The organism is Paeniroseomonas aquatica, from assembly GCF_030409335.1.
Taxonomy (GTDB): domain Bacteria; phylum Pseudomonadota; class Alphaproteobacteria; order Acetobacterales; family Acetobacteraceae; genus Belnapia; species Belnapia aquatica.
Genome location: NZ_JAUFPN010000108.1, coordinates 63,848 through 76,916, shown reverse-complemented (window position 1 = coordinate 76,916; position 13,069 = coordinate 63,848). Strand labels below are relative to the sequence as shown.

Annotated in this window: 11 protein-coding genes; 8 read left to right on the top strand and 3 right to left on the bottom strand. The window is 72.7% G+C overall.

Going from position 1 to position 13,069, the window contains the following annotated elements:
• Window positions 1–19 precede the first annotated feature (19 nt).
• Entirely contained in the window at window positions 20–460 is a 441-nt protein-coding gene (locus tag QWZ14_RS09980) for a hypothetical protein (protein ID WP_290316497.1), read from the bottom strand.
• Between the two features lie 123 nt (window positions 461–583).
• On the opposite strand from QWZ14_RS09980, the gene QWZ14_RS09975 reads away from it, so the two are divergent.
• The 6 genes from QWZ14_RS09975 (at window position 584) to QWZ14_RS09950 (ending at window position 10,531) form a co-directional block, all read left to right on the top strand.
• Window positions 584–2,128, top strand: coding sequence for an acetolactate synthase large subunit (locus QWZ14_RS09975; protein ID WP_290316496.1), 1,545 nt, complete (start codon window positions 584–586; stop codon window positions 2,126–2,128).
• A 158-nt stretch (window positions 2,129–2,286) separates the two neighbouring features.
• Window positions 2,287–3,699, top strand: a complete 1,413-nt coding sequence (locus QWZ14_RS09970; RefSeq protein WP_290316495.1) for an efflux RND transporter periplasmic adaptor subunit — start codon at window positions 2,287–2,289, stop codon at window positions 3,697–3,699.
• A gap of 165 nt (window positions 3,700–3,864) precedes the next feature.
• Window positions 3,865–7,011 (top strand): efflux RND transporter permease subunit, encoded by a 3,147-nt coding sequence (locus tag QWZ14_RS09965; RefSeq protein WP_290316494.1) that lies wholly within the window; start codon window positions 3,865–3,867, stop codon window positions 7,009–7,011.
• Window positions 7,008–8,558 carry a TolC family protein gene (locus tag QWZ14_RS09960; RefSeq protein ID WP_290316493.1) on the top strand — a complete coding sequence of 517 codons (1,551 nt, stop codon included), beginning with the start codon at window positions 7,008–7,010 and terminating at the stop codon, window positions 8,556–8,558. Before QWZ14_RS09965 ends, QWZ14_RS09960 begins: the two co-directional genes overlap by 4 nt.
• 28 nt (window positions 8,559–8,586) lie before the next feature.
• Entirely contained in the window at window positions 8,587–9,360 is a 774-nt protein-coding gene (locus QWZ14_RS09955) for a short-chain dehydrogenase/reductase (RefSeq protein WP_290316492.1), read from the top strand.
• Window positions 9,361–9,364: 4 nt separating this feature from the next.
• Window positions 9,365–10,531, top strand: a complete 1,167-nt coding sequence (locus QWZ14_RS09950) for an acyl-CoA dehydrogenase family protein (RefSeq protein WP_290316491.1) — start codon at window positions 9,365–9,367, stop codon at window positions 10,529–10,531.
• On the opposite strand, the gene QWZ14_RS09945 is transcribed toward QWZ14_RS09950, so the two are convergent.
• Window positions 10,522–11,298 carry a VOC family protein gene (locus tag QWZ14_RS09945; RefSeq protein ID WP_290316490.1) on the bottom strand — a complete coding sequence of 259 codons (777 nt, stop codon included), beginning with the start codon at window positions 11,296–11,298 and terminating at the stop codon, window positions 10,522–10,524. The two genes, QWZ14_RS09950 and QWZ14_RS09945, sit on opposite strands and share 10 nt — an antisense overlap.
• Window positions 11,299–11,324: 26 nt before the next feature.
• Window positions 11,325–11,813, bottom strand: a complete 489-nt coding sequence (locus QWZ14_RS09940) for a CinA family protein (protein WP_290316489.1) — start codon at window positions 11,811–11,813, stop codon at window positions 11,325–11,327.
• Window positions 11,814–11,972: 159 nt separating this feature from the next.
• Between QWZ14_RS09940 and QWZ14_RS09935 the strand changes: the two genes are divergently transcribed.
• Together QWZ14_RS09935 and QWZ14_RS09930 are read left to right on the top strand one after the other, a co-directional pair.
• Window positions 11,973–12,659, top strand: coding sequence for an ABC transporter permease (locus QWZ14_RS09935; protein ID WP_290316487.1), 687 nt, complete (start codon window positions 11,973–11,975; stop codon window positions 12,657–12,659).
• The coding region (locus QWZ14_RS09930; protein ID WP_290316486.1) for an ATP-binding cassette domain-containing protein at window positions 12,659–13,069 on the top strand (411 nt) is incomplete at its 3' end. The genes QWZ14_RS09935 and QWZ14_RS09930, both read left to right, overlap by 1 nt.

Genomic DNA, 13,069 nt, shown 5'->3' with positions numbered 1-13,069 from the left:
CTTCAGCCGGCCGGCCGGCTCAGCGCCGCAGCCCGAGCGGCGCGAGCAGCATCAGCGCCACGCCCCAGCCCCAGGCGCCGTTGTAGAGCAGGCCGCGCCAGGGAATGGCGCCGCTCCAGCCCGGCAGGCCCTTCAGCGCCGGCACCAGCGTCACCGCCACGGCGGTCAGCGCCAGCGCGCCGAAGACGAAGCCGGACAGCAGGGCCGGCGGCCGCAGCTTGACCAGGATCAGCGCCAGCACGATGCCCCAGACGCCGCCCCAGAAGGCCTGGGAGCCGACCAGCGGCACGCCGAGCGGCCGGGTCGGGGTCATGGCGAAGGGCGCGTTGGTGCGGCCGAAGAAACTCACCACGGCGGGGACGTCGTTGCCGAAGGCGTACATCAGGAAGGCGGTGCCCTGGTGGAAGACCAGGACCGAGACGAAGCCGGCGAGGAAACCGAAGGTGATTATTCTGATCATGCGCCGGAAGCTAGCCCGGCCCGCGCCCCGGGCGCCAGCGGCATCCCGCCGCTCTTGCCCAGCCGCCCGGTCCCGCGCACCTTGCGCCGCTGAGACTACCCCTTTTGGGAAGGAAACCCTGCCGTGAACGGTGCCGAAAGTCTGGTGAACACGCTGCTCAAGGGCGGCGTCGATGTCTGCTTCTCCAACCCCGGCACCAGCGAGATGCATTTCGTCGCCGCCCTCGACCGCATCCCCGGCATGCGCTGCATCCTCGGCCTGCAGGAGAACGTGGTCACCGGCGCCGCCGACGGCTACTGGCGCATGGCCGACAAGCCCGCCTCCACCCTGCTCCATTGCGGCCCGGGCCTGGCCAACGGCCTCGCCGGGCTGCACGACGCCCGCCGGGCGCGGTCCGGCATCGTCAACATCGTCGGCGACCAGGCGGTCTACCACCGGCCCTTCGATGCGCCGCTGACCGCGGATACCGAGGGCTGGGCCCGCGGCGTCTCCGCCTGGGTCCGCACCTCCTCCCGCGCCGAGGATGTCGGGGCCGATGCCGCCGGCGCCATCCAGGCCGCCCGCACCGCGCCCGGCCAGGTGGCGACGCTGATCCTGCCCTCCGACAGCTCCTGGAACGAGGGCGGCGTGGTCGCCGCGCCGCTGCCGGTGCCCGCCGTGCCGCTGGCCGACCCGCACCAGGTCAAGGGCGTCGCCCGCATCCTGCGCGAGAGCCGCGGCAAGGGCGTGATGCTGCTCCTCGGCGGCATGGCGCTGCGGGAGGGCGCCCAGATCCAGGCCAACCGCATCGCCGCCGCCACCGGCTGCCGCCTGCTGGCCGAGGGCTCCAATGCCCGCACCGCCCGCGGCCAGGGCCGCCTGCCGCTCGACCGGGTGCCCTATGTGGTGGACCAGGCGCTCGCCGCCCTGGCCGACGTGCGGCACCTCGTGCTGGTCAATGCCAAGGAGCCGATCGGCTTCTTCGGCTACCCCGGCAAGCCGAGCCGGCTGCAGCCGGCGGACGCCGAACTGCACGTGCTGGCCCGGCTGGAGCAGGATGCCGAGGCGGCGCTGCGGGCGCTGGCCGACGAGCTGGGCGCCCCGCCCGCCACCATCGCCGCCGCCGGCCCCCGCCCGGAAGCCCCGCGCGGCGCGCTGAGCCCGGAGGGCTTGGCCCGCACCGTCGCCGCGCTGATGCCGGAGCACAGCATCATCGTGGATGAGTCCGTCACATATGGGCGAGGTTTCTTTCCCGAAACCTATGCGGCGCCTGCCCATGACTGGTTGCAGAACTGCGGCGGCGCCATCGGCTACGGCATACCGGTGGCCATCGGCGCCGCGGTCGCGGGGGCCGGCCGGCGGGTGATCGCGCTGCAGGCCGACGGCAGCGCGATGTACACCGTGCAGGGGCTCTGGACCCAGGCGCGGGAGAAGCTGCCGGTCACCACCATTCTGCTGTCCAACCGCAAGTACCAGATATTGCTCGGAGAATACCGCAACGTGGGGGCCAATCCGGGGCGGACGGCGCTCGACATGCTCGACCTCGGCAACCCCGACATCAGCTGGGTGAAGCTCGCCAACAGCATGGGCGTGGAGGCGGCGCAGGCCAGCACGCTCGAGGCCTGCGGCGACCTGCTGGCCCAGAGCGTGGCGCGTCCCGGGCCGTTCCTGATCGAATTGATGATCTAGCCGGGGCCGGATTATCGCCGGCTGAGACACTGGAAAAGGAAATAGATTTCCGAGGTTTCAGGTTTCAGGCAGGGTCACTGCAATCGCCCGCACCCTACAGTGCGCGCATCGGGGGAACTCCTGCCCGATGCGCGCCGCTCGGCCAGTCCGGAACCAGCATGAACGCAACGCATCTGCCGCCCGCCATGGGGAACGACCGCCAGGGGACGCATCCGGACCGGATGGGGCCCGCGGCGGATCCGATCACCCTGCCGGGACCGGGACTGGCGCATCCCGGCCTGCCGGGGCCGGTGCCTCCGGCCCCCGCGCCCGCGGGCGGCCCCGCCGGCCATCCGGAGCCGCCGGCGCCGCGCCGGGTCTGGCTGTGGGTGACGCTCGGCCTGGTCGCGGCCCTCGGCGGCGGCGGCTACTACCTGTACGGCCAGCACCGCCAGGCGGCGCTGGCCATCCCCACCTCCCCGGCCGCCAGCCAGCCCGAGCCGCTGTCCCAGGGCGAGTTCCGCCTCTCCGACACGGAGATGCGGGCGCTGCGGATCGAGGAGATGCAGTCCCGCGGCTTCCGCGCCGAGCGCGTGGCCGAAGGCCGCATCGCCTACAACGAGGACCGCTCGACCCCGGTCTTCACCCCCTACAACGGCCGCGTGGTGAAGGTGAACGCCCGGCTGGGCGATACCCTGGCCCCCGGCGGGACGCTGTTCGAGGTCGAGACCACCGACCTCGCCGGCGCCGCCAACGACCTGCTCTCGGCCGCCGACGCCGCCAACAAGGCCCGCGGCGCGCTGGACCAGGCCCGCCGCGAGGAAGCCCGGCAGAACAGCCTCTTCTCCGCCCGCGCCACCTCCCAGCGGGAGGTCGAGCAGGCGCGCGTCGCGACCGCCGCCGCCGTCGCCGACCAGCGGAGCGCCGAGGCGACGCTGGCCGCGGCGCGGGACAAGCTGCGGGTGCTCGGCCGCTCGGCCGAGCAGATCGCCCGGATCGAGCAGAGCCGCATGGTCGATGCGGTGGTGCCGGTCACCGCGCCGATGGGCGGCACCGTGGTGCAGCGCCGGGTCGGCCCCGGCCAGTGGCTGAGCACCGGCGCCACCGACCCGGTCTTCACCATCGCCGACCTCTCCACCGTCTGGCTGGTCGCCGCGGTGCGGGAGATGGACGCGCCGATGATCAAGCTCGGCCAGCCGGTCGAGGTCAGCGTCGGCGCCCTGCCGGGCCGGACCTTCGATGCCCGCATCGCCACCATCGGCGCCGGGCTCGACGCCGCCACCCGCCGCCTCACCGTCCGCGCCGAGGTGCAGGACCCCGAGCACCTGCTGAAGCCCGAGATGTTCGCCACCTTCCGCATCGCGGTCGGGGACGGCCAGGAGAACGTCGGCGTCCCGGTGAACGCCATCATCTACCGCGGCGCCGAGGCCAGCGTCTGGGTGGCGCTCGACGGCAACCGCTTCATCCTCCGCCGCATCACGCCGGGCATCCGGGCCGGCGACATGGTCGAGGTGACCGAGGGGCTGAAGCCGGGCGACCGGGTGGTCACCGGCGGCGCGCTCTTCATCGACCGCGCGGCGCGGATCGACTGAGGCGCCTTTCCCGCCCCGCGAAGCCCAACCTCTGGTAGGTTCCGCGGGTCGCCGGACCCCGCGCCCGGTTGCAAGCTGAGACTGGTGGCCGGGCCCTCGTCCGGAGCACGTTAGACCACCCGGCCGCAGGGCTTCCTCGGCCCCGGGTTCGCTGGAAAGACCCGCATGCGCCAGATCGTCGCCTTCTCCCTGCAGCGCCGGCCGCTGGTCATCCTGCTGTTCTTCACCTTCATCGTGGTCGGGCTGGTGGCCTTCACCAAGCTCAACATCGAGGCCTATCCGGACCCGGTCCCGCCGCAGGTCGTCATCATCACCCAGAACCCCGGCCAGTCGGCCGAGGAGATCGAACGCTACGTCTCGATCCCGGTCGAGGTGGCGATGGCCGGGCTGCCGAACCTCGCCTCGGTCCGCTCCACCAGCCTCTTTGGCCTGTCCGACGTCCGGGTGCAGTTCAACTTCAACTATACCTACGACCAGGCGCTGCAGCAGGTGCTGAACCGGCTCGGCCAGCTGCAGGGCCTGCCGGAGGGGGTGCAGCCGCAGATCAGCCCGCTGAGCCCGATCGGCGAGATCCTGCGCTACCGCCTCATCGGCCCCCCCGGCTATTCCCTGGCGGATCTGAAGACCCTGCAGGAATGGGTGCTGGACCGTACCTTCAAGCGGGTGCCGGGCGTGGTCGACGTGACCTCCTTCGGCGGGCTGACCAAAAGCTACAACGTGGTGGTGAACCTGCCGCGCATGGCGGCCATGGGCCTCGCCCTGCCGGAGGTGATCAAGGCGGTGCGGGCCGGCAACGCGACCGTCGGCGCCGGAACCATCCGCATCGGCCCGCAGGCCGCCGTGGTCCAGGGCATCGGCCTGATCCGCGGCATGGACGACCTCCGCAACGTGGTGATCTCGGCCGAGGGCGGCGTCCCGGTGCTGCTGAGCGACATCGCCACCATCGAGATCGGCAACCAGCCCCGCCTCGGCATCGCCGGGCAGGAGCAGGACGACGACGTGGTGCTGGCGACGGTGCTGATGCGCCGCGGCGAGCAGACCCTGCCCACCATCCACGGCGTCCAGGCCGAGGTCGCCCGGATCAATGCCGGCGGCGTGCTGCCGCCGGGGGTGAAGATCGTCACGGTCTACGACCGCGAGGATCTGGTGAAGATCACCACCCGCACGGTGGTGCACAACATCATCGAGGGCGTGATCCTCATCCTCATCATCCAGTGGCTCTTCCTCGGCGACTTCCGCGGCGCGCTGGTGGTGGCGGCGACGGTGCCCTTCGCCTTCCTCTTCGCCATCCTGCTGATGATGGCCCGCGGCGAGAGCGCCAACCTGCTCAGCCTCGGCGCGCTCGACTTCGGCCTGCTGGTGGATGCGACCGTCATCATGGTCGAGAACATCTACCGCCACCTGGGGCTCAGCCGGAATCCGGCGCATCGCTACATCGCCCCCACCGGCTCGAAGGAGCTGTCGGGCCTCTCGCTGACCGTGCTGCGGGCGGCCGGCGAGGTGGACAAGGCGATCTTCTTCTCGGCGCTCATCATCATCGCCGCCTTCATCCCGCTGTTCACCCTCGGCGGTATCGAGGGCCGCATCTTCGGCCCGATGTCGAAGACCTATGCCTACGCCATCATCGGCGCCCTGCTGGCGACCTTCACCATCACCCCGGCGCTGGCCGCGGCGCTGCTGAAGGAGGACAGCCGGGAGCGGGACACCCTGCTGGTCCGGGCGCTGCGCTGGGGCCATACCCGGCTCTATGCCGTGGCGATGCGGGCCCGGGCGCTGTGCCTGATGCTGGCGGCCGGGCTGTTCGCCGCCTCGATCTTCCTGATGAGCCTGCTCGGCGCCGAATTCCTGCCGACGCTCGAGGAGGGCAACCTCTGGGTCCGCGCCTCCATGCCGGGCACCATCAGCCTCGAGGAGGGCAATGCCACGGTGAACCGCATCCGCGGCGTGCTGTTGGAATTCCCCGAGGTCATCACCGCCACCTCGCAGCAGGGCCGCCCGGACGACGGCACCGACAGCGCCGGCTTCTTCAACGCCGAGTTCTTCCTGCCCCTGAAGCCGCCGCAGCAATGGACCACCGCGCCCAACCGCGACGGGCTGGTCCATGCCATGCAGGCGCGCCTCTCCTCCCAGTTCGTCGGCGTCGAGTTCAGCTATTCCCAGGCGATCAGCGACAACGTCCAGGAAGCCGCCTCCGGCGTGAAGGGCGCCAATGCGGTGAAGGTCTTCGGGCCGGAGCTCGACATCATCGCCCGCAAGGCCGAGGAGATCCGCGCGGTGATGGCCGGCGTCGAGGGCGTCGCCGACCTCGCGGTCTTCCGCTCGCTCGGCCAGCCGACCGTCGCGGTGCGGATCGACCGGGCACGGGCGGCCCGCTACGGCCTGGCGATCGACGACGTCAACGAGGTGGTGCAGGCGGCGATCGGCGGGCGCGAGGCCGGGCGGCTGTACGAGCCCGGCGGCGACCGCAACTTCCCCATCGTGGTGCGGCTGGATACGCCCTTCCGCGACAGCATGGAGAGCATCGGCCGCATCCCGGTCGGCGGCCCGCGCGGGGCGACGCTGGCCGACGTGGCGGATATCCATCTCGTCGCCGGCGTCTCCTACATCTACCGCGAGGATGCCTCGCGCTACGTGCCCATCCGCTTCAGCGTGCGTGGCCGCGACCCGGCCAGCACCGTGGCGGAAGCGCAGGAGAAGGTGGAGGCGGCGGTCGAGCTGCCGCCCGGCTACCGGCTCGACTGGGTGGGCGAGTTCCGCAACCTGCAGGAGGCCATCGGCCGGCTGCTGGTGGTGGTGCCGGCGGCCTTGGCGCTGATCCTCGTGCTGCTCTACGTGCAGTTCAACACCCTGCGGGAGACGCTGCTGGTCTTCGGCATCGTGCCGATGTCCATCACCGGCGGCATCGCGGCGCTCGCCGTCGCCGGGCTCAACTTCAGCGTGCCCGCGGCCATCGGCTTCCTGGCGCTGTTCGGCATCACCGTCATGGAAGGCATCATCATGCTGTCCCACTTCAACCACCTGCGGCTGGAGGGGATGCCCTGGCGCCCCGCCCTGGACCAGGCCGGGACGGACCGCATGCGGCCGGTCTTCATGACCTGCTTCGCCAGCTTCGCCGGCCTGCTGCCGATGGCGCTCGCCACCGGCATCGGCGCCGACGTGCAGAAGCCGCTGGCGCTGGTGGTGGTGGGCGGCATCGGGCTGGTGCCGCTGTTCATCCTGGTGGTCTTCCCGGCGATGATCGACCTCTTCGGCAAGCCGCGCAGCGTGCGCGCGGCGGAAGCCGCGGCGCTGCGCGGGGCGGTGCGGGCATGACCATGTCCATGCGCGCCGCGCTGCTCGGCCTGGCGCTGCTCTCCGGCGTGCCGGCCGCCTTCGCCCAGGCCCAGCCCCCCGCGGCCCAGCCCCCCGCGGCCCAGCCCCCCGCGGCACGCCCCGGCACCCTGCCGCTGCCGGTCGGCGCCAGCGCCCAGCCGCTGACCCTGGCCGAGGCCGAGGCAGCGCTGGTCGAGCGCAACCTGACCGTCCTCGCCGCCCGCCGCGGCGTCGACGTGGCCCGCGCCCAGCGGCTCGTCGCCGGCGCCCTGCCGCCGGCCCAGGTCTCGGTCGGCAGCAGCGTCGCCCAGTTCAGCGAGACCCGGAACGGCGCCATCCGCGGCACCCGCTACCTCAGCCCCTCCAACAACATCAACGTCGGGCTGACCGTGCTGGTCGAGCGCGGCTCGAAGCGCACGCTGCGCTCCCGCTTCGCCGACCGGCAGATCGAGGGCGCCGAGGCGCAGGTGCTGGATGCGCTGCGCACCTCGCTGTTCCAGCTGCGGCAGGCCTTCCTCGGGGCGCTGCTGGCGCGCGCCAACCTCGAGGTGGCGCTGGGCAACCGCGCCAGCCTCGACCGCACCGAGCAGCTGCTGCGCCGCCAGCTGCGCGACGGCGCCATCCCGGAAGGCGACCTGCTGCGCTTCCAGGCCAGCCGGCTGCAGTTCGAGATCGACGTGACCAGCAATGCCCAGGCCTATGCCGCCGGCGTCGCCGCCGTCGCGGCGCTGCTGGCCGCCGACCCCGCCGCCTTCCAGCAGGGCGCCGGGCAGCTCGCCGCGCTCGGGATCAACCCGAGGGTGACCGGGGCGCTGGCGCCGCCGCCGGAGCGTCCGCGCACCGGCACGCCCGCCGGCCCGGCCAGCGCGCCGACCGCGGTGCGGACCATCCTCTCCCCGGTCGCCTTCGACGTGCGCGGCCGCTTCGATGCCATCCCCGAGCTCGGCATCAGCCGCGAGGAGCTGGCCCAGGGTGTCGCCAGCCGGGCCGATGTGGTGGTGGCGGAACGCCAGTCCGCCGCCGCCAGCGCCAACCGGCTGCTGGTCGAGGCCGGGCGGTCGCGCGACGTGACGGTGGACAGCAGCTGGGGCCGCTCGCGCCTCTCGCAGGACCTGCCGGATTCCCGCGACCGGCTGAACGCCATCAACAGCTTCGGCCTGACGCTCTCGGTGCCGATCTTCACCTCGCGCATCGTCGAGGGCAACATCGCCACCGCCGCGGCGCAGCAGGGCCAGGCGGATGCCATCGCCCGGGCGGCGCTGCTGCAGGCCCGCGCCGAATTCGCCGGCGCCTGGGCCAGCGTCGAGCAGACGCGGTCGCTGCTGAACCTCTATGCCGGCGGCGCGCTGGGCCGGGCGGAGGAGGCCTACCGCAGCACGGAACAGGCCTATGTCGCCGGCGGCCGCACCCTGCTCGACGTGCTGGATGCGCTCCGGGTGCTGAACGCGACCCGCATCCAGGCCAACCAGGCGCGCTATGCCTACCTGGTCGCGCTGTCGCAGCTGGAGCAGGCCAGCGGGGTTTCCGGCGTGGCGCCGAGGCTATAGGCTTCCCGCGAAGCGGGGGGAAACGACAATGGACATGAACATCGCCGGCAAGCGGGTGCTGGTCACCGGCGGCTCCAAGGGCATCGGCCTCGCCTGCGGCGCCGCCTTCGCCGCCGAGGGCTGCGACGTCATCCTCGCTTCCCGCGATGCCGCCGCGCTGGAGAAGGCGGCGGCCGGCATCCGCGGCCGGCACAACGTGAATGTCGCGACCCATGCGGCGGACCTGTCCGATGCCGCATCCCGCATCGCCCTGCAGGCGGCCTTCCCGGACATCGACATCCTGGTGAACAACGCCGGCGCCATCCCCGGCGGCACGATCCACGACATCTCGCTGGACCGCTGGCAGGAGGCCTGGGCGCTGAAGGTCTTCGGCTATATCCACCTCTGCCAGCTCTACCTGCCGGCAATGGAGGCGCGGCTGGACGGCGTCATCGTCAACATCATCGGCATGGCCGGGCGCGGCCCGCGCGCCGACTACATCTGCGGCGCCGCCGGCAATGCCTCGCTCATCGCCTTCACCGCCGCCCTCGGCGGCAAGTCGCCGGACCACAACGTGCGGGTGCTCGGCATCGCCCCGGGGGCCACGATGACCGACCGGATCATCACCCTGTCGAAGTCCCGGGCGAAGACCAAGTTCGGCGACGAGAGCCGCTGGGAGGAGATGCTGGCCGGGCTGCCGTTGGGCCGCGCCGGCAAGCCGGAGGAGATCGCCGACCTCGCGGTCTTCTGCGCCAGCGAGAAGGGCGGCTACCTCTCGGGCGTCACGCTCGACGTCGATGGCGGGGCGCAGTTCCGGGGCTGACATCATGGAATTCCGTCTAAGCGATACCCAGCGCGCGCTCGTCGGCTCGGTGCGGGAACTGGCCCAGGGCCGCTTCCGCCAGCGCGGGCTGCGCTGGATGGACGGCACCTTCCCCTGGGAGAACATCCGGGAACTTGCCAGCCTCGGCGTGCTCGGCATGTCGGTGCCCGAGGAATACGGCGGGATGGGCCTGGCCGTCTTCGAGACCGCGCTGGTCCTCGAGGAGATCGCCAAGGTCTGCTACCCCACGGCCATGGCGGTGCTGGGCGAGGCCGGGGTGCAGACCCGCGTCATCGCCAAGTATGCCCCCGAAAGCATCCGCAGCCGCATCCTGCCGCAGGTCTGCAGCGGCGACTGCATCCTCTCGATCTGCATGACCGAGCCGCATGCCGGCACCGACGTGGCGAACTACCGCACCAATGCCGTCGTCAAGGGCGACCGCGTGGTGGTCAACGGCGTCAAGACGCTGATCAGCCGGGCCGAGGAAGCCGGCATGTTCGTCGTCTTCACCCGCATCGACGGCAAGCCCGGCCGCGAGGGCATCGGCTGCGTGCTGGTGGAGCGCGGCACGCCGGGCCTCGAGGTCACCGGCACCTACCACACCATGGGCGGGGAGAACCTGCACGAGGTGCAGTTCCGCGACATGGAGGTGCCGCTCGAGAACCTCGTCCTCCGCGAGGACGGCTTCAGGCGCCTGCTGACCGCCTTCAACACCCAGCGCTGCCTGAACCCCGCCATCAGCCTCGGCCTGGCCGAGGGCGCCTTCGACGAGACGCTGCGCTACGTCCGCGACCGCACCATCTTCGGCAAGCCGATCGGCGACTTCCAGGGCGCCCGCTGGAAGCTGGCCGACATGTACAAGGACATCGAGGCCGCCCGCGGCCTGCTGTACCGCGCCTGCATGACCGCCGATCCCTTCCCCGACCCCTTCCTCGCCGCGACCGCCAAGGTCTTCTGCAACGAGATGGCGATCCGCGTGACGAACGAGGCGGTGCAGCTGCACGGCGGCTTCGGCTTCACCGACGAGTACCCGGTCTCCCGCCTCTATCGCGGCGCCCGCTACGGCTCGCTCGGCGGCGGTGCGTCGGAGACGCTGCGCGACCTCATCGGCAAGAAGCTGATGGCCGAGGACCCCGGCCCGGACGGCATCCTGGCGCGGGGCTATTTCTGAAGGCGCGGGCCCAGCAGCGCGAAGGCCGCCCCCTGCGGGTCCAGCGCCTGCAGGCTCCAGCCGCCGCCCGGGACCGCCATCGGCCCCATCTGCACCTGCCCGCCGGCCGCCGCCACCCGCGCGGCGGCGGCGTCGATGTCCTCGACCGTGAGGGAGTAGAGCCAGAAGGGCCGGGGCACGGCGGCCGGCTGGTCGCGCATGCCGCCGAAGGCCGCCTCGCCGAGGCCGAAGGTCTGGATGGTGCCCATCGGCCCGCTCTCCAGCGCCTCCGCCTTTCTCCAGCCGAACAGCGCGGCGTAGAAGGCGAAGGCCTGCTCCCGGACCGGCGTGAGCAACGCGTTCCAGCCGACCTGGCCCGGCATGCCGGCCGCCGCCGGTTCGGTCATGGCGAAGGCGGCGGCGAAGACCGCGAAGACCGCCCCCTGCGGATCGCCGAGCACCGCGAGGCGGCCGATCCCCGGAATGTCCCACGGCGCCACATGCACGAGGCCGCCGAGGTCCTGCGCCATGGCCGCGGCGACATCGACCTCGCCGACCGCCACATGGCCGATCCAGCCGGGCCGCGCGCCCAGGGCCCGGGCGGCCTCGGGCAGCTCCATCATCCCGGCCATCGGCCGGCCGCCCAGCCCGAGGCGGGTATAGGGCACGTCGAGGTGGTGCAGCGCCTCGGCCTCCCAGCCGATCACGGCCCGGTAGAAGGCCTCGGCGGCCGGCAGGTCGGTGGTCATCAGCTCATGCCAGACGAAATGGCCATCGTGTTCGGACAAGGCCGGTCTTCCTTCGGCTGGGTGGGTCAGGGCCTGGCTTCCAGGCATTCCACCAGCAGCCCCAGCAGCCTGGCGCCGAATTCCCGCATGTTGGCGACCCGGTCGCCATGCCCGGTCTCGATGGTCAGGGTCCGCTCGACCGGGCCGGAGACGGCGATGCAGGCGTGGCCGGCGGCATCGCCGTAGCGGTTGCCGGTCGGCCCGGTGGCGCCGGTCTCGCCCAGGCCCCAGGTGGTGCCGAGCTTCTCCCGCGCGCCGGCCGCCAGCAGCGCGGCATAGGGCTCGCTCGAGGGGCGGACGCCGTCCAGCCTCGCCGGCGGGATCGCCAGCAGCGCCTCCCGCGCCGCGCGCGTATAGACCACGGTGCCGCCGAGGAAATAGGCCGAGGCCCCGGGCACCGCGAGCAGCGCCGCCGAGACCAGCCCGCCGGCCGAGGACTCCGCCACGGCGATGGTCTCGCCGCGGGCCTTCAGCAGGGCGCCGGCGCGGGCGGCGAGCGGCAGCAGCGTGTCCATCGGTCGTTCTCCTGGTGTCTGCCGGGCAGCAGACCGCTGCCGCTGCCGTCCGGCAAGGGGAAAGGTGATTGACCCCATGCCCCGGCGCCACCACCTTCCGGCCGCCTGGCCGACCGCGGCCGCAAACCTGGGAGCAGCATGCAGGATCTGGGCTCCGCCATGACGGCCGCCGTGGCGCTGGTCCGGGCCGGGGATCCGGCGGTGCTGCGCATCCTGGCGCTGTCGCTGCAGGTGAGCCTGGCGGCGCTGGGGATCGCGGCGCTGGTCGGCCTGCCGCTGGGCGCGCTGCTGGCGGTCGCGCGGTTTCCCGGGCGGCGGCTGGTGGTGGTGGCGCTGAATGCGCTGATGGGCCTGCCGCCGGTGGTGGCCGGGCTGCTGATCTACCTGCTGCTGTCGCGCTCCGGGCCGCTCGGCCGCTACGGGCTGCTGTTCACCCCGCAGGCCATGGTCATCGCCCAGGCGGTGCTGATCACCCCCATCCTCGCCGCCCTGACCCGGCAGGTGCTGGAGGCGATGTGGGAGGAATACGCCGAGCAGCTCCGCTCCTTCGGCGCCGGCCCCTGGCGGGCGGTGCCGACCCTGCTGTGGGACGGCCGCTTCGCCCTGCTGACCGTGCTGCTCGCCGGCTTCGGCCGGGCGGCGGCGGAGGTCGGCGCGGTGATCGTGGTCGGCGGCAACATCGAGGGCTTCACCCGCACCATGACCACGGCCATCGCGCTCGAGACCAGCAAGGGCGACCTGCCGCTCGCCCTGGCGCTGGGGCTGCTGCTGATGCTGATCGTGCTCGGGGTGAATGCGCTGGCGCAGGGGCTGCGCGACGCGGCGCTGCGGCGCGCCTCGGCCTGATGCTGCCGGTCCGGGCGGAGGGCCTCTGCTTCGCCGCCGGTGGCGTCGCCATCCTGGACCGGGTCTCGCTCGAGATCGCGGCCGGGCCGCCGCTGCTGATCATCGGCCCCAACGGCGCCGGCAAGTCCGTGCTGCTGCGGCTGCTGCACGGGCTGCTGCGGCCCTCCGCCGGGCGGGTCACGCCGGAGGCGCCGATCCGCGGCGGCATGGTCTTCCAGCGCCCGGTGCTGCTGCGGCGCTCGGTCCTGGCCAATGTGCGCTATCCGCTGGCCCTGGCCGGGGTGCCGCGGGCGGAGCGCGGCGCCCGGGCGGCGGCGGCGCTGGAGCGGGTGGGGCTGGCGGCGCTGGCCGGGCGGCCGGCGCGGCAGCTCTCGGGCGGCCAGCAGCAGCGGGTGGCGCTGGCCCGGGCG